The organism is Micromonospora lutea, assembly GCF_016863535.1.
Lineage (GTDB): Bacteria > Actinomycetota > Actinomycetes > Mycobacteriales > Micromonosporaceae > Micromonospora > Micromonospora lutea.
This window is the reverse complement of the sequence record NZ_BOPB01000013.1, coordinates 128,537-151,013: the sequence shown is the minus strand read 5'-3', so window position 1 is coordinate 151,013 and position 22,477 is coordinate 128,537. Positions and strand designations below refer to the sequence as shown.

Below are 22,477 nucleotides of genomic sequence, written 5' to 3'. Positions count from 1 at the left end.
CCGTCCGACGAGCTGGCAGCCCGGCCGGAACAGCCGACAGCCGGGCCGGAATGCCGGCGTAGCGTCTCGGTGCCTGAGCGGGCAGTTCCGGTGGGTGATCCGCAGGGTCAGCCGCGCAACTCGGGCAGGAGGCGGGTGGCGACCTCCACCAGAACCGCCTCGTCGCCGGCGTACCAACTGCTCTCTCGTGGCCAGTGCGTGATCACATCGGTGAAACCGAGCTCCGCCGCCCGCTCCACCTGATCGGCGAAGAACTGTGCGCTACTCAACGAGAAGACAGGTGCCGAATCCAGCGACAGGTACCGGTCCAGGCTGGCCGGGTCACGGCCCTCGGCCGCCAAGGTCCCGTCGAGTCGGGCAACCACCTCGGCCACCCCGGCCCACCAGTCGTTCAGGGCGTCACCGCCGACGCCGGTGGTCACCCAGCCCTGACCGAAGCGGGCCGCGATCCGCATCGACCTCGGGCCGTTGGCGGCCACCACGAACGGTGCCCGAGGATCCTGTACGCAGCCCGGATTGCTCCGCGCGTCCACCGCCGCGAACCAGTCGCCCCGCCACGTGGTCCCGTCCTGGCGCAGAATCGCGTCGAGCAACTCGGTGAACTCGGCGAACCGGTCCACCCGCTGCCGTGGCGTGAGCGGTTCACCGCCGAGCACCGCCGCGTCGAACCCGATGCCGCCCGCGCCGAGACCGACCAGCGCCCGCCCACCGGAGACATCGTCCAGCGCGGTCACCTGCCGGGCGAAGGCCGCCGGATGGCGGAAGTTCGGCGAGGCCACGAGCGTGCCGAGACGGATCCGGGAGGTCGCCGTCGCAGCGGCGGTCAACGTCGTCATCGAGTCGAACCAGGGCCCGTCCACCAGGTCGCGCCAGCCCAGATGGTCGTACGTCCAGGCGTGGTCGAAACCCCACTCGTCGACGCGCCGCCACCGGTGCCGGGCCACCGACCAGCGCTGATCCGGCAGGATCACGATGCCAATCCTCATGATCACCAGCCTACGGTGACCTCGGCCGCACCGCGTGATCGCGGCAGGAGCCCGGCCCGAGAATCACTTCTCGGCCGGGCTCCGTCGCGGTGCCTAGGCTGGCGGGTTCACATGAGGGCTTCGACCGCGGCGGGTGCCCGGGTCAGCATCACCGTGGTCGGCGGGATCTCGACCTCCACGGTCTTGCCCTGATAGTTCGGGTCATTCGCCCAGGCGTTGCCGGTGACTTCGACCTTCCCCCTCTGGAACGGGGTGGTGCCGGTCGGGTCCGCCGTAGCCGACCAGTGCGCCGTCTCACCCTGGACGCAGTTGACCCGGCCGCTGAACGGACCACGAATAATGACCTTGTTCTTGACCTGGGTGACCAGGCCGGTCAGTTGCACCGTGGCATTCGCGTTACAGACCAGCGTGCCGTTCACCGTGGCCTTGCCGTTGAGCTTGCTGAAGACGCCGTCCGCAGCGGGCGTGACGGTCAGCTCCAGCGGGGCCGGCGGTGGCGGATTGCCGATCACGACCCGCCCGCGCAGGGCCGGCGTGCCGCCCTCGCAGTGCTGCTCGAAGGTGGCATCGAGGCGCTCCACGTAGCCGTGCGGGCCGAAGGCCACGTCGGCGACCACGAACGAGCCGGTGATGGTGTTGCAGCCTCGCCCGTTGCCGCCGATGTCGATGCCGGCGCCCGCACCGCTGAACGGCGCCCGCGTGGCGTCGGGATAGTTGCCGACGGCTAGTTGCTGCCCGGCCGGCGCCTTGAGGTCCATCGACCACCAGTCTCCGTTCCTGCCGTCGATCGACAGATAGACACCGCGAAGCTGGTCGTCGGCGCGGATCGACAGCCGGTCGCCTGCGGCGGTGTCGTAGCTGTAGGTCGCGCCGCCGGTGATGTAGTCGCCCGGGTCACCGGTCATCGTGAAGGTGCCGGCGGTCACCGGCTCTGCCTGGGCTGCGGTCGCCCCCGTGAGCAGGCCGGTCGCGGTGACGACGCCCGCGATGAGCGTCGCCGCGATGGCCCTGCTGGTCCGCATGGTCATGGATGCCTCTTTCTACAGGGAGTAGGCGCTTCCTCACCGGATAGCCTAGGAACAGCGGGCTTCGCCCACCGCCCCGACGGTCAAAGTGGACAGTAAGCGTGGAAGGCCGACCATGGCGCATCCGGCGGGTGCCGAGGAGTGGAGCAGGCATGTCGACCGAACCGGAACCGGGCCTCGCGCCCGAGGACGCGGAATCCCGCAAGACCAGGGTCGATCCGATCATGATGGGTTCCATGGAGGTCACCAAGGACGGGCGAAGCTGGCGGATCGGTACGGCCCGCGACATCGCCTGGATCGCTGGCAAAACCACGGAAGGCTTGTCGATCACTACGGCGATACCACCGGTGTTCGACGCCTACGCCACCTTCCACCCGCCCGACGGCGTGAGTGTCGAAGCCCATGAACGCGCTGTGATCGACGTACTCACCCAGCACACCCCTGACCAGCCCTGGTGGCTGGGTTATCTGGACACGGGCGCCCACAACGTCGTCTTCCCCCTCGCGCCGAAGGCGTTCCTCTACTGGAACTGGCCCTATGTGCTGGTCGAAGCAGGCCCCGAACAAGCCCTCGACTGGCGGACCGGCCACATGCGCGCCGGCGATGGGTCGTTGCCCGATCTGTTCTTCCCCGCAGATCACTCCTGGCTCGTCTCCGCCCTGTGGGACGACATATGGACCGACATCGGCGGGACCACCGCACTGATCACCGCCCTGCACGACAATCCGCTGGTCAACGCTCGCCGGGTCGGGACCGACGAAGACGCCCTTCCACCAGGACTCACGCGTGACTAGTGCGGTGTCCAGGAACGTTGGCGGTGTCGCGGCGAGGTCCAGGCGGCGATCCGGAAGGCTGAGCGGACCGCCGAGAGCGACGGATCGACGGCCTGGTCAGGCGGCTCGTTGGGGTCAACCACGCCGAAGCTGATCGTCGGCTGACGAAGGGGCTTCCATGCGTTGGTCCTGCACTTGGATCTCTTGCCGAGATCGGTGGGCCCCCGGGTTGTAGCTCTCGTCTATTGGACCCATCAGCCTCGCGCCCACGCCACTACGCCGGACATGACGTGCGAGCCAGACAAGCCCAGCCAAGATCAGGACGAGACTGCCGACAACCATCAGTAGCGCCACGACCGCATCCACGCGACACAGCCTAGGACGAGGTAGGGCCGCTCCCTGTTTCAGCATGACCTAGAACCACGGAAGCCCTGGCGGGACATCGGTCCTGACCAGGGCTTCCGTACGTGGAGCGGGTGACGGGAATCGAACCCGCACTGTCAGCTTGGGAAGCTGATGTTCTGCCATTGAACTACACCCGCAAGCGACGTCACTCTACCCGAGTCCCCCACACCGCTGCACCCAGGGCTCCACCCCCGCCCCTTCACCCCGCGCCCTGCGCGTCGCGGTCGGCCACAGACAGCAACATCCCCGAAGTTGCTGCGTCGCGGCGGGGCGGAGGCAGCAACATCCCCGAAAGTGCGTGGATCTTGGAGTGCTGGCGGGCGGCGGGGGTGGGAGATCGGCAAGAAGTTTCACCCCCGCAACATATGGCCATTCTCAAATCTATCGATGGGTTGTAACGTCTGCTCCACGTTTTCCGCACGACGCGACACAACCCCCGGTCGCGTCGCCAGAAAGAGGTGGGCTCATGGGACCGCGTCCCTTCCTGCTGAACCGGCGCATGGCCGGCATCGCATCGACGTCGTTCGCCCTGCTGCTCGGCGTGGCCACGGTCGGCCTGCTGCCGGCCGCCACCACGACCGCGGCCCCGGCGGCGGCCGCCGTCACCGCCCACGAGGTGTGTGAGGATCCGACGGGCACCCTGGCCAGGGTCAAGGGTGGCAGCGCCGTCGAGCACGATCCGAACGAGCTGACCCTCGCCCAGGTGCACCAGCGCGAGGCCGAGTTCGCCGACATCCTTCAGGAGCGAGCCAAGCGAGTTGGCCAACGTACGCTGAACGCCCAGGCCGCAGCGGCGTCGGTCAACATCCCGGTGGTGGTGCACGTGATCCGCCGGGACACCACCCGGGCCGGCGGAAACATCCCCGATTCGATGATTCACTCGCAGATCAGCGTGCTGAACCAGTCGTTCAGCGGCGCGACGGGTGGCGCCGCCACCGCCTTCGCGTTCCAGCTGCAGAGCATCAACCGGGTCACCAACTCGTCGTGGTACCCGATCCGCCAGGGTTCGTCCGCCGAGCGGCAGATGAAGACCCAGCTGCGTCAGGGCAACAAGTCGACGCTCAACATCTACCTCGGCGCGCTCAGCAACAATCTGCTCGGGTGGGCGACCTTCCCGCAGAGCAGCCTGAACGTCATGGACGGCGTGGTCGTGCTGAGCGAATCGCTGCCCGGCGGCACCGCCACCAACTACAACCAGGGCGACACCGGCACCCACGAGGTCGGCCACTGGCTGAACCTCTACCACACCTTCCAGGGCGGCTGCTCGGGCAGCGGAGACCAGGTCTCGGACACCCCCGCCGAGGCCTCGCCGGCCAGCGGCTGTCCGACCGGGCGGGACACCTGCTCAAGCTCGGGCCTGGACCCGATCACCAACTTCATGGACTACTCGTACGACTCCTGCATGTACCAGTTCACCCCGGGCCAGGCCACCCGCATGATCAACGCCTGGAACGCCTACCGCGCGTAGCAGTACCGCGTACGCCGGTGCCGGCTCCGTGGGACGGGGCCGGCACCGGCGTGTGTGGGTCAGGCAGCACAGCGGTGATGCCGCCCGGAGCGGGCCGGCACCGGACGGGTGGCCTGAGGTGCGACGCCGGCCGGGTCGAGCCAGACCTGAACAGCCGGACGGGACGCCAGCTCACTCGGCCCGCCCACGGACTGCTCACGTCGGGCCAGCATCGCCACGTCGACCGTGAACTCGAAGAGACGCCAGTCGGCGTGCGGAGCGGCCCGCGCCGCGAGCGCCAGCCGGGCGACGGTGGCGTCGTCCGTGACGGGTCGGGCCCGCCCGGCGACGTACGCCTCGTCGTCGCTCTCCTCCGGCGGAAAAGAGTGCAGTGCGTAACGGCCGTCGCGTTCCAGGTCGCGCCGCTTCGGTGAGTCGATCACGAAGCAGAAGAGACCGTCGTCGGTGATCACCGGGGAGACCGGGTGCACCCGGGGCCCGCCGTCGGCGCGGACCGTGGCCAGATAGCCGAAGCCAGGGCCGTACTGCTGCATGAGAAGGCGGATCCCGTCGGCGAGGCGAGGCTCGTCAGCGGCGAATTCGGACCAGGAAGCCATGCGGACATCCTATCGAACACACGTTCGAATCGGGTAGTCGGACACGCCCGTCATATACCGACAGCTATGGTGTGGCGATGCTGCTCTCCGACCGCGACCTGGTCTCCGAGATCAAGGCGGGCACCCTGGCCCTCGAACCGTTCGAGCCCACGCTGGTGCAGCCTTCCAGCATCGACGTACGTCTGGACAAACTGTTCCGGGTCTTCAACAACCATCTCTACACCCACATCGACCCGGCGACCCGGCAGGACGACCTCACCTCCGCTGTCGAGGTACCCGACGGCCAGGCATTCGTGCTGCACCCGGGCGAGTTCGTGCTCGCCTCCACGCTTGAGGTCATCTCGCTGGGTGACCAGCTCGCCGGCCGACTCGAAGGCAAGTCCAGTCTGGGACGACTCGGCCTGCTCACCCACTCCACCGCCGGCTTCATCGACCCGGGCTTCTCCGGTCACGTCACCCTGGAGCTGTCCAACGTGGCCAACCTGCCGATCACCCTGTGGCCCGGCATGAAGATCGGCCAGCTCTGCATCTTCCGGCTCTCCTCGCCGGCCGAGCACCCGTACGGATCGGCTGTCTACGGCTCCCGCTACCAGGGTCAGCGCGGGCCGACGCCGAGCCGTGCCTGGCAGAGCTGGCGCACCTGGCCCACCCGCTGACAGCGCAGGTGGGCCAGGCAGCTACCCCGGCCGGGTGACCAGTGACGCAGCGCCGGTCACCCCACTACCCGGGCCTGCCGAAGCTGTGCACGGGGCTGCTGTCGAGCCGCTTCATCTTGACCGGCTGACCCGCCCGGGAGGCGTGCACCACCCAGCCATCGCCGACGTACATGCCGACGTGATGCAGGTCCCGGTAGTAGAAGACGAGGTCACCGGGGCGTAGCGCGTCGCGGCTGACCGACGCGGTGACCCGACGCTGCCGCGCCGCGTTGTGTGGCAGCGAGACACCGGCCCGGGACCAGGCGGCCAGCGTCAGCCCGGAACAGTCGTACGCGTTGGGCCCCTCGGCACCCCACGAGTACGGCTTGCCGATCTGGGCGCAGGCGAAGGTGACCGCCTCGCCGGCCGGCCCGCCCGGATAACTGGCCGGGCAGGGGGCGGGTCGTAGCGGCCCACCGCCCCCTTTGCCGTACGCCCGTAGCCGGAGCCGCTGCAACCGATCGATCTCGGCGTCGATCTGTCGCCGCTTCGCCACGAGATCGGCCTCGGTGCGGGTGAGCTGGGCAATGGTGCGGTCCAACCTGGTCTTGGCGGTGCCGAGTTCGTCGCGCAGTTCACTCGCCTGTCGGACGTCCTGCTGTTGGAAGCGGGCGTAACGGTCGAGCAGGCCGAGTTGCTCGACGACCTCGCCCGGTGACCGGGAGCCGAGCAGCATGTTGACGGCCCGCACCTGCTCTCCCTTGTAGGCGCGGGCGGCGAGCTTGCCGACCCGGTCCAGGGCGTCGTCCACCTGGCGTTGCAGCGGCGCGATCCGGGCAGCCAGTGCCTCCGCCTCGCGGCGCTTGCCGGCCAGGTCCTGCCGGGTGGCGTTGTGCTGTTCGATGACGGGTTCGAGCCGATTCCAGTCCTCGTCGATCCGACGCTCGAGGTCGGCGACCGTCGGGTCGGCCCACGCCACCGCCACGCCGCCGGTCAGCAGCACGGCGGTCGTGGTCAGGGCGGCAAGTGTGTAGCGGTACCAGCGGAAACGCGGCGCAGCCGCCGACTGGCCGGGTATCCCCGGCCGCGATGACGGTGGCCGCGGGGCATGGTGTGCCACCGGGCTCGGTACTCCTTCCTCCCCGTACCGCCGACCGGGTCGGCTGACGGGTTCGGGCGGGAAGGGGCGCCCTACCGCAACCTCACGGACTCACCCCGGCTACCGGGGTCTCCAGCTCGCGCACGAGCGACTCGGCGGTGTCGGACCGTTACCGCCCGGGGTGGGCGGACCTGCCAGCGGCCGACGATTGCCCAGCGTAGGGACGATCGGTGTCGATACGCAACACAACCGCGCCATCACTCTGGGTGCTGACATCCGACAATGACGAGGGCCCCCGGCAACTTGACCAGGGGCCCTCGAAGGTTCCTGCGCGACGGCTCAACCAGCGCGCTGGTGGTGCCTCAGCCGGGTCGGCGGAATCCGGCGACCGGCATGGTCGTGATGGGCGAGACGTTCACCGGCTTGCCGGCCCGTGGCGCGTGCACCATCTGGTTGTTGCCCAGGTAGAGGCCGACGTGGCTGACGTCGCTGCGGAAGAAGACCAGGTCACCGGGGCGGGCTTCCGACCGGGAGACAGCCTTGCCCTCGTTCCACTGGGCACCGGTGAAGTGGGTCAGGTAGATGCCGGCGGCCTTGTACGCGTACTGGGTGAGTCCGGAGCAGTCGAACGAGTTCGGCCCGGTGGCGCCCCAGACGTACGGCTTGCCGACCTGTGCGCAGGCCGTCTTGATGGCGGTACGCGCGGCCGCGCTGACCACGTCCTTGATGGTCGGGCAGTTGGTCGTCTTCACCACCGTCACCGGCAGCGACTTCTCCAGCCGCTTGATCTCGGCGTCGATCTGCTTCTTCTTCGCCGCCAGCTGCTTTTCCTTCGCCTCCTGGTCGGCGATCAGACCGTCAAGCTTGGCCTTCTGGTCGTCGTACTTCTTGCGGATCTTCATGACGCCCTCAAGTTCGCGGCGCTCCTGCGCGGCGAGTCGATTGAGGAAGGCCATCTGCTCACCGAGCTCGTCGGGCTTCGTGTTGAGCAGCACGACGCCGATTTCCTTGGAGGGGCCGGTGATGTAGTAGCGGGAAGCGAGATCAGCCACCCGGTTCATCGCCAGCTCAGTCTCCAGGGCCAGCGGCTGGATCTTCTTCTCCAGGCTCTTCGACTTCTGCCGGTTGACCCGCAACTGAGAGCGCACCTTGTTGTACTGCTCGATGGTGGGTTCCAGCTTCTGCCACTGCTTGTCGATCTGGGCCTCGATCTCCTCAACCGAGGGTGCGGCGTACGCGGGGGCGGCGAGTAGGCCGGCACCGACCGCGGCGGCGGCGACGAGGACTACCAGCCCACGCGCGGCCCTACGCAGGGCGCCCGGACGGGATCGTCCCGGCGCGTGACGGTGAAGGGGCATGGTTGCCACCGGCAGCGTCTCCTTTGCAACCGACCACCGGGCGTCCCGCGAGCGGTAAGGGGCGGGAACAGACGACCCACGGCGGTCGGTGCCCAACATTAGGGAACGCTCGGTGGGGAAATCAAGGAGACCAACGGCTCATTCACCTTTGCGCGACGGTACGCGTACTAAGGGTGTCGGCCAATTCGTTACGGTTATGTACGTCAATACGAAACCGGGCGGGGCGGCACCGTTCAAGGTGCCGCCCCGCCCGTGCGTACGCGCCGGTCAGCCAGCCACCGGCGTACTCTCCTCGACGCCCCCGACCGGGCCCGGCTTGACCGACCGGAGCAGCACGCTGGCCACGTCGATGACCTCGACCTGGTCCCCGGCGTCCTTGCCGTTCACCCCGTCGCTGAGCATGGTCGAACAGAACGGGCAGCCGACGGCGACCGTCCTCGCCCCAGTGGACATGGCCTCCTCGACCCGATCCACATTGATCCGCTTGCCGATCCGCTCCTCCATCCACATCCGGGCGCCACCGGCACCGCAGCAGAAGGAACGTTCGCTGTTGCGAGGCATTTCGGTCAACTCACCCTCGATCGCGCTGCCGAGCACCTCACGTGGCGGAGTGAAGACCCGGTTGTGCCGCCCGAGGTAACACGGGTCGTGGTAGGTCACCCCGCCGTCGACCGGCTGGACCGGGGTGAGCCTGCCGGTGGCGACCAGGTGGGCCAGCAACTGGGTGTGGTGCACGACCTCGAACTCACCGCCCAGTTGGCCGTACTCGTTGCCCAGCGTGTTGAAGCAGTGCGGGCAGGTCGCGACGATCTTGCGCTTGGCCTTCTCCCGGCCCTCGAACGCCTCGTTCAGGGTCTCGACGTTCTGCTGGGCGAGCATCTGGAAGACGAACTCGTTGCCGATCCGCCGGGCCGGATCCCCGGAACAGGTCTCACCCTCGCCGAGGATGGCGAAGGAGACACCGGCCTCGTTGAGCAGGGTCGCGACGGCCCGGGTGGTCTTCTTGGCCCGGTCTTCGAACGCCCCGGCGCAGCCCACCCAGAAGAGGTACTCGAAGTCGGAGACCTCACCGACCCGGGGCACCTCGAAGTCGAGGCCCTTGGTCCAGTCCTCACGAGTGTTCTGCGGTGCGCCCCACGGGTTGCCCTTGTTCTCCAGGTTGCGCAGCATCACGCCGGCCTCGGAGGGGAAGCTGGACTCGATGAGCACCTGGTAGCGACGCATGTCGACGATGTGGTCGACATGCTCGATGTCCACCGGGCACTGCTCCACGCAGGCACCGCAGGTGGTGCAGGACCAGAGCACGTCAGGGTCGATGACGCCGCCAGCCTCGGCATCGCCGATCAGCGGCTTCTCCGCCTCGGCGAGGGCCAGCACGTCGACATGGGCGAGCTGCGCGGCGGTGGCCTTCTCCTCACCGGTGAGGTCCTTGCCACCACCGGCCAGCAGGTAGGGCGCCTTGGCGTACGCGTGGTCGCGCAGGCTGAGCACCAGCAGCTTCGGCGACAGCGGCTTTCCGGTGTTCCAGGCCGGGCACTGCGACTGGCAGCGGCCGCACTCGGTGCAGGTGCTGAAGTCCAGCAGTCCCTTCCAGGTGAACTGCTCGACCTGGGCGACGCCGAACTGGTCCTTCTCCGGGTCGGCCTCCTCGAAGTCGAGCGGCTTGCCGTCGCTCATCATCGGCCGCAGCGCGCCGAGGCCGGAGTTGGCCGCCGCCGGCTGGCGCTTGAAGAAGATGTTCGGGAAGGCGAGGAAGCGGTGCCAAGCGACACCCATCGTCACGTTCAGCGAGATCACGATGACCCAGACCATGGAGATCGAGATCTTGATGAGCGCGGCGACGCTGACGCCGGACTCCCAGCTCGGCAGCAGGCTACCGACCGCGTGACTGAGCGGGGTGGCCCAGGCCGGGTACTCGAAGTGATCGGTGGCCACCTTGAAGCCACGGATCACGAAGCCCATGACCAGGACGGCGAGGACGACCGCCTCGACGAAGTAGCCCTGCCACATGGTGGAGCCGGTGAATCGCGACCGGCGTCCCGCCCGGTTCGGCCGGTTCGCCAACCGGATCGCGATCAGGACCACGATGCCGATGACACCCAGAATGCCGATCCACTCGGTGACCAGCCCGTAGAGCGTCCAGGCGCCGATCAGCGGCAGCCCGCCGGTCGGCGACACCACCTCGAAGTACGCCTCAAGCACCAGCAGCGACAGGACGACGAAGCCGACCATCACGAACCAGTGCGCCGCGCCCACCACGCTCCAACGGAGCATCCGGGTGTGCCCGGCGGTCTCCGCCAGCATGGTCCTGGTACGGCTGAGCTTGTCACCGGAGCGGGTCGGATCGGGCTGACCCAGCCGGATGACGGCCACCATCTTCGAGACCGCGCGTACCGCAAGCCACACCGCAACGGCGGTGATGGCGGCCGCGAGGATCGTGGTGACGATCTGGACGCTGCCCATCGAGTTGGCCTCCCGGTCTGCTGCCTGTCGAGCGGCTCGGCGACCGGGGTGTCGGTGCGATCGGCCGACCCGCCGCCGCACCTCAACCTGATCGGTCGATGACCTCGCTCCGCTCGGTCATGCAGTGCAGCCTACGCGCAAGGTTACCCAGCAGTAACGTGAGTCATCTCGCACCCGGGGGCCACGCTGCCCTCCGCACACCTTAGGAGGCCGGCGGCACCACCGCTCGGGCGGGCCGCCGGGGGGTGCCGGACGGCCGTGGCGTCGAGTCGTGGGTCAACGCCAGCGGGAGAGCACGATCAGCGAGGCGACCATCGCGCCGAAGCCGACCGCCAGGTTCCAGTACCCCAGCTCCATGACCGGGTACTCCTGCTCGGAGAGGTAGTAGACCACCAGCCAGCCGATGCCGAAGACGATCAGCGACACCGCCAGGACCGGCAGCCACACCGGGCTGGGCTTGTTGGCGGCTGCGGTCGTCGCCGTCGGGCGGACGTCCGTAGGCGGGGTGTACACCTTCTTCTTGCGGACCTGAGACTTGGGCACGGCGCTCTCCAGAGGGGTTACGACCTCGTCCGGCCTGACAACCGGGCGCGAGGGCGACGGTCCATGGCCAATAATGTTCGACAGCTAGCGTAGTCCGGAAGACCCGTCCGATCCACGAATGAGGCGAGACCGGTACCGGGCGGCACCGGAAAAAGAGCGAGACGGCTGTCGTTCCGGCCCACACCGGGCGACGTCGGAGCAGAACGACGAGGGGGAACAGGCTCGTGGAGTACACGTCCGGTGCAGCGTCGTGGCAGAAGGCGCTGCGACGACTTGTCGCCGGGTTGCTACCCCGGCGGCCTCGTCAACGCCGACCCGGCTGGTCGGTCGGCGTACCGCTGATCGCCCTCGCGGCAGGTCTGCTCTTCACCACCACGGCCACCACGGCCGGCGGCACCGCCCTGCGCGAGGACCGTCGGCCGCAGCTGACCGAGCTGATCGAGGATCGCCGCGAGCAGGTGGCGACGAACGAGGAGCGGGCCGCCGCGCTGCGCGGGGAGCTGGAGAGCCGGACGGCCGTCCTCGCCAACTCCGACGGCCCGATCAGGGAACAGCAGCAGCGGGCCGACGACAGTCGGGCCGCCGCCGGCTTCACCGCCCTCACCGGCTCCGGCCTGACCGTCGAGCTGAACGATGCGCCGCAGCTCAGCAACCTGCCCGAAGGGGCCACCAACGACGACCTGGTCGTCCACCAGGGCGACGTGCAGGCCGTGGTCAACGCACTGTGGGCCGGCGGCGCCGAGGCGATGTCAATCATGAACGTGCGCGTCCTGGCAACCAGCGCGGTACGCTGCGTGGGTAACACCCTGCTGCTGCACGGGCGGGTGTACTCCCCACCTTTCAAGATCGTAGCAATTGGCGATCCCGCCGCACTCCGGCAGGCCCTCGCCGCTTCCGAGGGAGTCCGGTGGTTCAGGGACGCGGTCGACAACTACCAACTCGGCTACTCAGAGACCCCCGGGACCGTCACGGTGCCCGCCTTCGAGGACTCCACCACCCTGCGTTCGGCGACAGTGCCGCAGTGAGCACCCGGTGAACCCCCAGTCCGACGGTCGGCACCGCGACCAGACCGACGAGCCCACCGCCTTCCTGCCCAAGGTCGAGCGAGCAGAGTCCGCCGGAGCCCGTCAGGCGGGCGCCTGGCCGGACCCGGTCCTGCCCACCCGGTCCGGGCGGCCCCAGGCACCGCACGACCCGACACCGGCCACCGCTCCGCGGCCGGCCGACCAGGCTCCTGCCCCCGGTTGGACGCCGGACGGTCAACGACCGACCAACTCCGGTCGCTTCGACGGAGCCGCCGAGACCAGCTCGCCGGGCCCCGGCCGCTGGGACACGCCTCCGGCAGCGGATCCGCCTGCTCGGAGCACAACCGCGCCCGCCACACCGAGCGCCTGGAACGCGGCCCCGGCACCGGAGCGGACCAGCACGCCTCCGGTCGACCGTCGGGGCGCCGACAGCCCGGAGCGGCCGACCGCAGCCGCCGGGCGTTGGGACACCGCGCCGGCCACAGACCACCGGGCGAGCCAGTGGGACGCGCCGGCAACGGCCGCGCGTACCGCCAATCAGTGGGACCCGGCACCGGACGCGCAGCGCGCGGCCGATCCGGGCCGCCCGGCGAACCAGTGGGATGCCGCTCCCGGTCCGGGTCGTGACGCCGCCGGCCGGCAACCGAGCGCGGGGAACAACGACCAGTGGAACGGCGTACCCCTGCCGTCGGGCCAGCCGGACATTCCGGTGGGGCCGACGCCGTGGCGCGGCGCTTTCCAGCCGACCCGGGGTGCTGGTGACACCGAGCAGCAGTACGGCGCGCCCTACGGCGATCACGCACCGCGTCCCGTCTCCGGGCAGGCCAACCAGGTAGCACCGCAGGCGCCACGCCCCGGGCCGGACTGGCCCGCCGGAAACGGTTCGGCCTACCCGGTATCCGGCCAGCCACCGGCGACGCCGTCCTGGTCGGCTGAGGGTCGGGGCACCCCGGGCGTCGAACCACCACGGCAGTCGACGGACCGAGCACCCGGTCCGGCTGACTGGTCCGGTGAGGGCCCGACCGCGCTGATACCGAAGGTCGGCGGCCTGGCCGGCCCGGCAGTCGGTGGCCGGGGAACGGAGCCGACCAGGCCGAACCAGGCGACGAACGGGCAGCCCGTGGCGAGCCCGGGAGCCACGGATCGTCCGGTCACCCCGACCAGCCCCGCCGCTGGCCAGCAGCCCCGCCCGGCCGCACCCGGCCAGTCGACGGCACCGGGGCAAGCGTCCGCGCCCGGCCAGCCGTCCGCGCCGAACCGATCGGCCGACCCGGCGGCGACCGCCCTGATTCCGGCGGTCACCGCGACCCGGCCAGGTGCTCCGCCCGCACTGGACTCGACCGCCCTGATGGGTGCCGTGCCCAGGCCACCCAAGGGCGAAGAACCGTCCGACGGATCTGACCAGCCCGCGGAGGCACCGAAGCCGCGGCGCGGCGATCGGGTGGTGCAGTTGCGCCCCCACCAGACAGGTGAGGGCTACAAGAGCGTCTACTCGGAGCTGACCCGCCCGTCGATCTGGTCCCGGGTGCGCACCGGTCTCCGGTTCAGCGGCGAGTTGCTGATCACTTTCGGCCTGGTGGTGCTCCTCTTCGCCGGCTACGAGATCTGGGGCAAGTCGGCGATCGTGGACGCCCACCAGGGCGAGCTGAGCGAGCAACTGGCCCAGGCATGGGCACCCGAGCCGGAGACGGATCCGACGGTCTCGGCGTCAGCCAGCCCCTCCGCCAAGCCGAAGCCGGCGGTGCACGGCACGCCGATCGCCGGCCTCTACATTCCGAAGTTCGACAAGGAATGGATCGTGGTGGAGGGTGTCGGCCAGAAGGACATCCGGTACGCGCCGGGCCACTATCCGGACAGCGCCGGGCCGGGCCAGGTGGGCAACTTCTCCGTGGCCGGGCACCGGAACCGGGCCACCTTCTGGCGACTGGACGAACTGCGTAAGGGTGACCCGATCCTGGTCGAGGGCCGCAACGACTGGTACGTCTACCAGGTCACCGAGAGCCTGATCGTCAAACCGACGCAGGTTGAGGTGGTGGCCCCCGTTCCGGGGCGGCCAGGTGTCAAGCCGACCAAGCGGATGCTGACCTTGACCACCTGCAACCCGAAGTTCGACAACTACGAACGGTTGATCATTCACGCCGAGTTGACGCGTACCCAGCCGAAGGCCGAGGGACGCCCGGCGGAGTTGGGGACCTGACGATGTACGCCTGGATCTGGCGCAAGCTGCCCTTCGGGCTGCCCGGCAAGCTCGTCGGCAGCCTGCTGCTCGCCACCACCATGGTGGCGTTGCTCTGGTATGTGGTGTTTCCCTGGGCGGAACCGCTGCTTCCCTTCGACGACGTGCAGGTCACCCAGGACGACTCCGGTGTGCCGGGCGCACCCGACGGTGACGTCGGTCCCGGAGACGAGGGCGCTGTCGACGACGCCCCGTCGGGCGACGAGCACGACCTGCCGTACGACACCGACCGGAACAACACCCCGCCACCCGACGAGGACGAGTGATCCCGATGCGCGTCCTGGTGATCGACAACTACGACTCGTTCGTCTTCAACCTCGTGCAGTACCTCGGCCAGTTGGGCGTGGAGTGCGAGGTACGACGCAACGACGAGATCGAGGTGACCGAGGTCGGCCGGGTCGGCGCGACCGGCGTCCTGCTCTCGCCGGGTCCGGGTACCCCCGACCGGGCCGGCATCTGCCTCGACGTGATCCGCGAGTACGCCGGCAAGCTGCCGATCTTCGGGGTGTGCCTGGGTCACCAGGCCATCGGCGAGGCGTTCGGGGCGACCGTCACCCGTGCCCCGGAGCTGCTGCACGGCAAGACCTCGGAGGTCCGGCACGACGGCACCGGTGTCCTCGCCGGCCTGCCCGACCCCTTCACGGCGACCCGCTACCACTCCCTCGCCGTGCTGCGGGAGACGCTGCCCGACGAGTTGGAGGTGACCGGCTGGACCGCCTCCGGCATCGTGATGGCGATGCGGCACCGCACCCTGCCGATCGAGGGCGTCCAGTTCCATCCCGAGTCGGTGCTCACCGAGGGCGGTCATCTCATGCTGGCCAACTGGCTCGCCGCCTGCGGCCACCCGAAGGCGCTGGACCGCGCCCCGGAACTGGCCGCCGAGGTCGACGCCCGCCGCCGGGCCGCCTTCGCCACCATTTGAGCCACCGGCACCGCGCGCTGCGGTGTCACATATTGTCGCCCAGGTCGGTCAGCGGGCCAGGGCGTCGGAGATGCCGGGGTCGGCGGGTGAGGTGACGGCGGGTGGCCGGTCGCGGATGACGTCCCAGGCCGCCTTGCCGCTGGCGAGGTAGTCCCGAGCTGCCTTGCGCACCAGCAGGCCGGTGCCGCAGCCCGCACAATTGGCGGTCACCCCGTCGGCGTCGATTCCGACGTGCCGACACAGTGTCACCGCCCGGGACAGGTGGTAGGACTGGGTGACGATCAGGGCACGCTCGATGCCGTACACCTGGCGGGCGCGTAGGCAACTGTCGTAGGTGTCCAGGCCGTGCGGGTCGGCGACGACGCGCTCCGCATCGACGCCGAGCCGCTCGGTCAGGTGGGCGGCCATGATCGCCGGTTCGTCGCCGGACTCGCCCGCACCGTCACCCGAGACGAGGACCACCCGGGCCCGGCCGTTGCGCACCAGCTCGGCGGCGGTCTCCAGCCGCCCGGCGAGCCGGATGCCCGGTCGCCGGCCGTTCTCTGTCACGGCGGTGCCCAGGACGATCACGACATCGGCGGTCGGGGCCTCGGCCGCTGGATGGACGTGGCCGCGCGCACCGATGGTCGTCCAGAGCCAGGGCAGGCTGGCCAGCAGCAGCGCGATCACCACCGGCACGGCCATCCGGAGCAGGCGTCGCTTCAGCCGGTTGACCGGAGGATCGGACCGCGTCACTCCTCGGCGAGGCGGAACGGGGAGATCGACGGCAGCAGCCCGCCGCCGCTGCCGCCACCATCGTCGTCGTCATCCGGCGGTGGGGTGGTCGGCGGCGTGCTGGTCGGCGGGGTCTGGGTCGGCGGGTCCGGGTTTTCCGGCTCCGGCACCGAGACGACGATCTTCACCGTGCTGCCCTTGGTGCGCTCGGTGTTGGCGTTCGGGCTCTGGTCGAGCACCCGCCCGGCCTCATCGGCGGGAACCTCGTCGCCGAGTTCGGGGTCGACCTTGAAGCCGGCGCGTTCCAGGGTCCGCGTCGCCTCCGCCTGGGACAGGCCGACCACCGACGGCACCGCCACGACGTTGCCCTCGGAAACGGTGAGGGTGACGTCGCTGCCTTCCGCGACCTTCTCGCCCGATGGCGGGTCGACCTCCAGCACCTGACCCTCGCGCTCCGCACTGTCCTTTTTCTTGACCTTGACGTTGAGCTTGAGATTCTTGAGCAGCGTCTCGGCGCTCTCGCGGGTGCTGCCGACGAGGCCGCGCGGGATTTCCACCTCAGGCTTGCCGCCGCAGATCCGTACGGTCACCGTGCTGTTCGGCGCGGCCCGCTCACCGGCGGGTGGGGACTGGTTGGTGACCGTCCCCTCCTTGCAGTCCGAGGTGTACTCCGGCTCACCACGCGCCGGCACGAAGCCGTCCCGCTCGATCTGGGCGAACGCGTCAGCCTGGGTCAGCCCGGTGACCGTGGGTACCGCTGCGTCCTCCGGCTCGCCACGCTCGTTCAGCAGCAGCGCGGCGACCAGGGCGATCACCGCGAGCACGCCGAGCGCGGCGAACATGGCGATCAGCCAGGAGGATGCCTTCCGCTGGCGCGGGTCACCCACCCGGGCGGGTATCTGCCGGGTCTGCGTCGCACCCCCCGACGGGTACCCCGGGCGGCCGGCCGCAGCCATCGCCACGGTCTCGTCCTCGCGCATCACCGGAGTCGCCATCACCGGCCGGCCCGCGGCCGCGCGGAGCAGGTCCGCCCGCATCTCGCCGGCGCTCTGGTAGCGGTTCAGCGGATTCTTCGACAGTGCCTTGAGCACGATCGCGTCCACCGCCGGATTGACGTCCGGGTTCAGGTCACTCGGGGTCGGCGGCGCCTCCCGCACGTGCTGGTACGCGACACTGACCGGGCTGTCGCCGACGAAGGGCGGGTGCCCACAGATGAGTTCGAAGAGCACACAGCCGGCGGCGTACACATCGGAGCGGGCGTCGACCGCCTCGCCCCGAGCCTGTTCCGGTGAAAGGTACTGCGCGGTGCCGATGACCGCGCTGGTCTGGGTCATCGTGGTGGCGCCGCTGGCCAGGGCCCGGGCGATGCCGAAATCCATCACCTTGACCTGGCCGGTCTGGGTGAGCATCACGTTGCCCGGCTTGATGTCGCGGTGGATGATGCCGTGCCGGTGGCTGAAGTCCAACGCGGCGCAGATGTCGGCGGAGATCTCCAGCGCCCGCCGGGGTTGCAGCCGACCTTCTGCGCCGAGCACCTCCTTCAACGTGCGCCCGTTCACGAACTCCATCACGATGAACGGAAGCGTCTCGCCGGTCGGCGCCTGCTCCTCACCGGTGTCGTAGACGGCGACGATGGCGGGGTGGTTGAGGGAGGCGGCGTTCTGCGCCTCCCGCCGGAACCGCATCTGGAAGGTGGCGTCCCGGGCCAGGTCCGTCCGAAGCATCTTGATCGCGACATCCCGACCGAGCCGCAGGTCGCGACCGCGATGCACCTCAGCCATGCCGCCATAGCCGAGCAGCTCGCCGACCTGGTACCTGCCACCGAGCAGGCGGGCCTGCGCTGTCATCGCGTCTGTCGTCCTTCGCTCGTCGTCGTCTTGTCGCCGCCCGGTCGGGGCTGATCCAGTCGACGGTACGCCGTAACGACCGAATCGTCTCGCCCGTCGGACCGCAGCACGTCGGACGTCACCGTTGGCACGGAAGCCCCACCCGGCGTGCCCGCGCCGAGGTTGTTCCGCCACTGGTAGGAAATCACGCCGGAGCAGATGAGTACCAGTGCGCCCAGCATGATGGCCAGGAACACCATGCCGGCCCGTGACCGTCGAGGCACCGGATGTGATGGGGCGGGTTGCGGAGCGTACCCGGGCGGGACCGTGGCCGCGCCACGCGGATAGCCGGCAGCCGCCGGTGCCACGGTGGTGGGGCGGTGCACGGCCGCCGGCGGACGGGCCTGCGGGTGAGCCGGCGGCAGCCGGTGCCCCATGGCCTGCGGATGCGCGGGCGCCGGGGAGTGCGGGGCCGCAGCCGGACGCGGCGGTTGTGGCGGCGGAACCTGCGCTCGGCCCGGCGCCGGCGAGGCGGGCGCGGCCGAGATCGGCGCGGCCTGACCGCCGGATCGTGCCTGCCGGGACAGTGCGGTCTTCATCTGCCGTGCCACGCCGGCCAACGCGGCGGCACTCGGCCAGCGATCCTTCGGGTCCTTCGCCAACGCCCGCTCGACCACCGCGCGGACCTGGGGCGGGATGTCGGAGGGCAGCGGCCGGGGCGTCTCCCGGACGTGCCGCATCGCGATGTCGAGCGGGTTGTCACCCTCGAAGGGCCGCCGGCCGGCAAGGCACTGGTAGGCGACCACGCCGAGCGCGTAGACGTCGGAGGCGGGGGTGGCGACCTGGCCGGTGGCCTGCTCCGGCGAGATGTAGGACGCGGTGCCGAGCACCGATCCGGCCGCGGTGAGCTGCCCGACCAGCTCCGACCGGGCGATGCCGAAGTCGGTCAGCACCAGCGTGCCGTTGGGCCGGACCAGCAGGTTTCCGGGCTTCACGTCCCGGTGCACGATGCCCTTCACGTGAGCCGCGTGCAGCGCGTCCGCGGCCTGGGCGACCAGTGCCATGGTCCGCGCCGGGGTGAGCCGGCCGACCCGGCTCAGCGTGGCCGAGAGCGGGTCACCCTCGACGTACTCCATCACCAGGAAGGCGATGTGCTGGTCGTTGCCGAAGTCGTAGACGTCGACCACGCCCGGGTGGTTGATCGTCGCCATGGTGCGGGCCTCGCCGCGGAATCGCTCGGCGAACCCCGGCTCGTCCAGCAACGCCGGGAGCAGGCTCTTGACCGCCACCGTACGCCCGAGCACCTGGTCGGTGCCGCGCCAGACGTCGCCCATGCCGCCACTGGCGATCCGCTCGTCGAGCCGGTAGCGGTTACCGAGCTGCACACCCGGACTGAGCATGTCAGCGCCCCCCGGGCTCGGCGATGGCGGCTCGCATGATCTGACCGGCGATCCGGGCGGCCTCGGCGCTGCCGCCGCTGCCGGCCTCCTCCAGGACGACGCAGACGGCGGAAACCGGTTTGCCGTTGGAGTCGAGGGCGAACCCGATGAACCAGCCATGATCGGGGCGGTCCGGAGCGGACTGCGCCGTGCCGGTCTTGCCGCCGACGGTGTAGCCGTTGATCCGGGCGTTGCGGCCGGTACCGTTCTGCACCACGCTGACCATCATGTCCCGCAGGTCGGCGGCGACCTGACCGCTCACCGGCCGGCGTAGCTCGCGTGGGTTGGCCGTGTCGTAGACGGTGGTGCGATCCGGTGCCAACAGCTGACGCACCAGGTACGGCCGCATCTGGCTGCCGCCGTTGGCCACCGCCGCGGCGATCATGGCGCCCTGCAACGGGGTCATCCGCACGTCCCGCTGACCGATGGAGGACTGGGCCAGCGCCGCCGGATCGGTGCCGCCGTCCGGGTTCGCCATGCTGCCGGTGCGGCTGGCCGCCACGCCCAGGCCGGTCTCGCCGAGCCGACCGACGGTCAGGTCCTCCTGCTCGAACCCGAACTGGCGGGCCTTTTCCTTGAGCACGTCGGGGCCGAGCTGCACGCCGAGTTTGGCGAACCCGGTGTTGCAGGAGTCGGTGACCGCCTTCATCAGGGTGACCTCTGCCTGCGGGCAGATCGACGGCACCGCGTTGGTGATCGCCTCCCCGGAGGTCGGCGGGGTGTAGCTGGAGCCGGCCGGGATGTTCGTGTCCTGGCCGATGCCGTTCTCCAGCGCGGCCGCGGCCACCACGATCTTGAAGGTGGAGCCGGGCGGCAGCACCTCGCCGAGCGCCCGGTTCCGCAGCGGCCGTGCCGCGTCCTTGTCGAGCTTGTTGTACGCGGAGGTGGCCTCGTTGGTGTTGTGACTGGCCAGCGGGTTCGGGTCGAAGCTGGGGATGGAGACCAGCGCCTGCACCGCCCCGGTGGCCGGGTCGACGGCGATCGCCGCCCCCTTGGTCGCCCCCCGGTTGTTGTTCCGCAGCTCGTCGTAGGCGGTGTCCTGGGCCCGCTTCGAGAGGGTGAGCAGCACGTTGCCGCCGGCGGTGGTGTCCCCGGTGACCATGTCCCGCAACCGGTTGACGATGAGCTGGTCGCTGGTGCCGGCGAGGAAGTCGTTCTCGGCGCGCTCCAGGCCGGTCGCCGACCCGTTGACCGGCTCGTACCCGAGCACGTGGGCGTACTTTGCGCCGCCCGGGTAGGTGCGCAGGTACTTCAGCTCGCCGTCGGTCTCCTTGCTGACCGCCAGGGCGGTACCGCCGGCCTCGATGTTGCCGCGCTTGCGGTCGTACTTGGCGACCTGGACCCGACCGTTGTAGTCGCTGGTCCGGTACTCGTCGGCCTTGTACGCCTGGATCCAGTTGAGGTTCGCGAAGAGCAGACCGAACAGGACGATGACGACGACGCCGACCCGACGCAGGGGTGCGTTCACGGCTTGATCACCTCCGTGGGGGCACCGTGCAGCTGCTCGGGCGGGCCGGAGGGCCGGGTCACCTTGCCACCGGCGCCGTCGACCGGGCGGCGGCCGGCGTCGGAGACGCGCAGCAGCACCGCGATGAGCAGCCAGTTCGCCATCAGCGAGGAACCACCGGCGGAGAGGAACGGCGTGGTCTGGCCGGTGAGCGGGATGAGCTTGCTGATCCCGCCGACGATCACGAAGACCTGGAGGGCGAGGGTGAAGGCCAGGCCACCGGCGAGCAGCTTGCCGAACGAGTCCCGGACCGCCAGGGCGGCCCGCAGCCCCCGCTCCACGATGAGCAGGTAGATCACCAGTAGCGCGGAGAGGCCGAAGAGGCCGATCTCCTCACCGATGCCGGCGAAGATGAAGTCGTTCTGCACCTCCGGCAACAGCAGCGGCTGGCCACCGCCGGGCCCGGCACCGAACAGCCCGCCCGAGCCGAGGGCGAGCAGCCCCTGGACCAGCTGATAACCCTCGTCGTAGGGCTGGGCGAAGGGGTCGAGCCAGATCTGTGCCCGCAGGTAGAAGTTTGCGAACGGACCACCCACCGCGTCGCCGAGCACGTACGCGAGATAGGCACCGCCGAAGAAGAGAACCAGGCCGATGAGCAGCCAACTGACCCGTTCGGTGGCGATGTAGACGGTGGCCACGAACATGCCGAAGTAGAGCAGCGAGGTGCCCAGGTCCTTCTCGAAGACGAGGACCAGCAGACTGATCGCCCAGACGACGAGCACCGGGCCGAGGTCACGCCCGCGCGGGAAGTCGATGCCGAGGAACCGGTGACTCGCCAGCGACAGCACCTCACGCTTGCGCACCAGGTAGTAGGCGAAGAAGACCAGCAGCGCGAGCTTGGCGAACTCACCGGGCTGGATCGAGAAGCTGCCGATGCGTACCCAGAGCTTCGCGCCGTTGATCTCGGAGATGCTGGCCGGCAGCACCGCCGGCAGCATGACCAGCACGATGCCCGCCAACCCCAGGGTGTACGCGTACCGGGAGATCGACCGGTGGTCGCGCATCAGCGCCAGCAGCCCGGCGGCGAGGACCACCGAGATCAGCGTCCAGGCGAGCTGCCGTCCGCCGATGCCGGCGAAGATGGCCAGATCCGCTCGTTCCTCGGGGGCCGCCTTGGCCAGGTCGAGCCGGCGGAGGAAGCCGACGCCCAGCCCGTTGAGCAGGGCCACGGCCGGCAGCAGGGCCGGATCGGCGAACGGCGCCAGGAACCGGATAACCAGGTGCATGCCGAGGAACACGGCGGTGAGCGTGGCGGCCGGCACCCAGAATCCCGGAGTGACCGTGTCGAGCACCTTCGCCTCGACCATCGCCCCGTACGCGGCGACCAGCGCCATCGCCAGCAGCAGCAACGACAGCTCGGCGTTGCGCCGGGACCGGGCCATGCGTACGCCGGGTCGCTCGCCCGCGGTCGCGGGCGAGGAAGCCGGGGTGGCCGGTGCGGTCACAATCGTCCTCGG

19 protein-coding genes, 1 tRNA gene and 1 riboswitch are annotated in these 22,477 nt (G+C 69.8%); of the genes, 7 read left to right on the top strand and 13 right to left on the bottom strand.

The features are described 5' to 3' along the window. Positions 1-107: 107 nt before the first annotated feature. Positions 108-986 (bottom strand): LLM class flavin-dependent oxidoreductase, encoded by an 879-nt coding sequence (locus tag Vlu01_RS14220; protein ID WP_203998897.1) that lies wholly within the window; start codon positions 984-986, stop codon positions 108-110. A gap of 107 nt (positions 987-1,093) precedes the next feature. Next, positions 1,094-2,014 (bottom strand): hypothetical protein, encoded by a 921-nt coding sequence (locus tag Vlu01_RS14215; protein ID WP_203998894.1) that lies wholly within the window; start codon positions 2,012-2,014, stop codon positions 1,094-1,096. Positions 2,015-2,163: 149 nt separating this feature from the next. Between Vlu01_RS14215 and Vlu01_RS14210 the strand changes: the two genes are divergently transcribed. Continuing rightward, positions 2,164-2,805, top strand: a complete 642-nt coding sequence (locus Vlu01_RS14210; protein WP_239095886.1) for a hypothetical protein — start codon at positions 2,164-2,166, stop codon at positions 2,803-2,805. A 447-nt stretch (positions 2,806-3,252) separates the two neighbouring features. On the opposite strand, the gene Vlu01_RS14205 is transcribed toward Vlu01_RS14210, so the two are convergent. Beyond that, positions 3,253-3,326 (bottom strand) — tRNA-Gly (locus tag Vlu01_RS14205). Between the two features lie 329 nt (positions 3,327-3,655). Here Vlu01_RS14205 and Vlu01_RS14200 point away from each other — a divergent pair. Continuing rightward, entirely contained in the window at positions 3,656-4,657 is a 1,002-nt protein-coding gene (locus Vlu01_RS14200) for a zinc metalloprotease (RefSeq protein ID WP_203998891.1), read from the top strand. Between the two features lie 59 nt (positions 4,658-4,716). On the opposite strand, the gene Vlu01_RS14195 is transcribed toward Vlu01_RS14200, so the two are convergent. Next, complete coding sequence (locus Vlu01_RS14195; protein WP_203998888.1) at positions 4,717-5,253, bottom strand: pyridoxamine 5'-phosphate oxidase family protein; 537 nt, start codon at positions 5,251-5,253, stop codon at positions 4,717-4,719. Positions 5,254-5,330: 77 nt separating this feature from the next. On the opposite strand from Vlu01_RS14195, the gene dcd reads away from it, so the two are divergent. Continuing rightward, complete coding sequence (dcd, locus tag Vlu01_RS14190; protein ID WP_093409429.1) at positions 5,331-5,909, top strand: dCTP deaminase; 579 nt, start codon at positions 5,331-5,333, stop codon at positions 5,907-5,909. A 64-nt stretch (positions 5,910-5,973) separates the two neighbouring features. Here dcd and Vlu01_RS14185 read toward each other — a convergent pair whose 3' ends face one another. The 4 genes from Vlu01_RS14185 to Vlu01_RS14170 all read right to left on the bottom strand — a co-directional run bounded on the left by Vlu01_RS14185 (position 5,974) and on the right by Vlu01_RS14170 (position 11,351). Beyond that, complete coding sequence (locus tag Vlu01_RS14185) at positions 5,974-7,008, bottom strand: NlpC/P60 family protein (protein WP_203998885.1); 1,035 nt, start codon at positions 7,006-7,008, stop codon at positions 5,974-5,976. Between the two features lie 13 nt (positions 7,009-7,021). Then, a riboswitch (cyclic di-AMP (ydaO/yuaA leader) is annotated at positions 7,022-7,155 on the bottom strand. 194 nt (positions 7,156-7,349) lie between these two features. Next, positions 7,350-8,360 carry a C40 family peptidase gene (locus Vlu01_RS14180; protein ID WP_239095903.1) on the bottom strand — a complete coding sequence of 337 codons (1,011 nt, stop codon included), beginning with the start codon at positions 8,358-8,360 and terminating at the stop codon, positions 7,350-7,352. Between the two features lie 252 nt (positions 8,361-8,612). Further along, positions 8,613-10,808, bottom strand: a complete 2,196-nt coding sequence (locus Vlu01_RS14175; RefSeq protein ID WP_203998882.1) for a (Fe-S)-binding protein — start codon at positions 10,806-10,808, stop codon at positions 8,613-8,615. A 276-nt stretch (positions 10,809-11,084) separates the two neighbouring features. After that, positions 11,085-11,351, bottom strand: coding sequence for a cell division protein CrgA (locus Vlu01_RS14170; protein WP_203998879.1), 267 nt, complete (start codon positions 11,349-11,351; stop codon positions 11,085-11,087). 224 nt (positions 11,352-11,575) lie between these two features. On the opposite strand from Vlu01_RS14170, the gene Vlu01_RS14165 reads away from it, so the two are divergent. From Vlu01_RS14165 to Vlu01_RS14150, 4 genes are read left to right on the top strand one after another with little or no spacing between them, the layout of a single operon-like run. Beyond that, positions 11,576-12,376, top strand: coding sequence for a DUF881 domain-containing protein (locus Vlu01_RS14165; protein ID WP_203998876.1), 801 nt, complete (start codon positions 11,576-11,578; stop codon positions 12,374-12,376). A gap of 7 nt (positions 12,377-12,383) precedes the next feature. Then, positions 12,384-14,573 (top strand): class E sortase, encoded by a 2,190-nt coding sequence (locus tag Vlu01_RS27570; protein ID WP_239095885.1) that lies wholly within the window; start codon positions 12,384-12,386, stop codon positions 14,571-14,573. A 2-nt stretch (positions 14,574-14,575) separates the two neighbouring features. Next, on the top strand, positions 14,576-14,878 hold the full coding sequence (locus Vlu01_RS14155; protein ID WP_203998873.1) for a hypothetical protein: 303 nt from the start codon (positions 14,576-14,578) through the stop codon (positions 14,876-14,878). Between the two features lie 5 nt (positions 14,879-14,883). After that, a complete protein-coding gene (locus Vlu01_RS14150; protein WP_203998870.1) occupies positions 14,884-15,534 on the top strand; it encodes an aminodeoxychorismate/anthranilate synthase component II in 651 nt (216 codons plus the stop codon). Between the two features lie 48 nt (positions 15,535-15,582). Here the strand turns inward: Vlu01_RS14150 and Vlu01_RS14145 are convergent, their stop codons facing one another. The 5 genes from Vlu01_RS14145 to Vlu01_RS14125 are packed head-to-tail and all read right to left on the bottom strand — an operon-like array spanning position 15,583 to position 22,465. Further along, the gene (locus Vlu01_RS14145; protein ID WP_203998867.1) at positions 15,583-16,218 is read right to left on the bottom strand and encodes a SanA/YdcF family protein; all 636 of its coding nucleotides are present in this window, start codon (positions 16,216-16,218) and stop codon (positions 15,583-15,585) included. A gap of 47 nt (positions 16,219-16,265) precedes the next feature. Next, positions 16,266-18,095 carry a Stk1 family PASTA domain-containing Ser/Thr kinase gene (gene pknB / locus Vlu01_RS14140; protein ID WP_203998864.1) on the bottom strand — a complete coding sequence of 610 codons (1,830 nt, stop codon included), beginning with the start codon at positions 18,093-18,095 and terminating at the stop codon, positions 16,266-16,268. Beyond that, positions 18,092-19,474: a serine/threonine-protein kinase gene (locus Vlu01_RS14135; RefSeq protein ID WP_203998862.1), complete on the bottom strand. Its 1,383-nt coding sequence runs from the start codon at positions 19,472-19,474 to the stop codon at positions 18,092-18,094. The genes pknB and Vlu01_RS14135 overlap by 4 nt, the downstream gene beginning before the upstream one ends. Position 19,475: 1 nt before the next feature. After that, a complete protein-coding gene (locus tag Vlu01_RS14130; protein WP_203998860.1) occupies positions 19,476-20,981 on the bottom strand; it encodes a peptidoglycan D,D-transpeptidase FtsI family protein in 1,506 nt (501 codons plus the stop codon). Beyond that, on the bottom strand, positions 20,978-22,465 hold the full coding sequence (locus Vlu01_RS14125) for an FtsW/RodA/SpoVE family cell cycle protein (protein WP_203998858.1): 1,488 nt from the start codon (positions 22,463-22,465) through the stop codon (positions 20,978-20,980). The genes Vlu01_RS14130 and Vlu01_RS14125 overlap by 4 nt, the downstream gene beginning before the upstream one ends. Positions 22,466-22,477 lie beyond the last annotated feature (12 nt).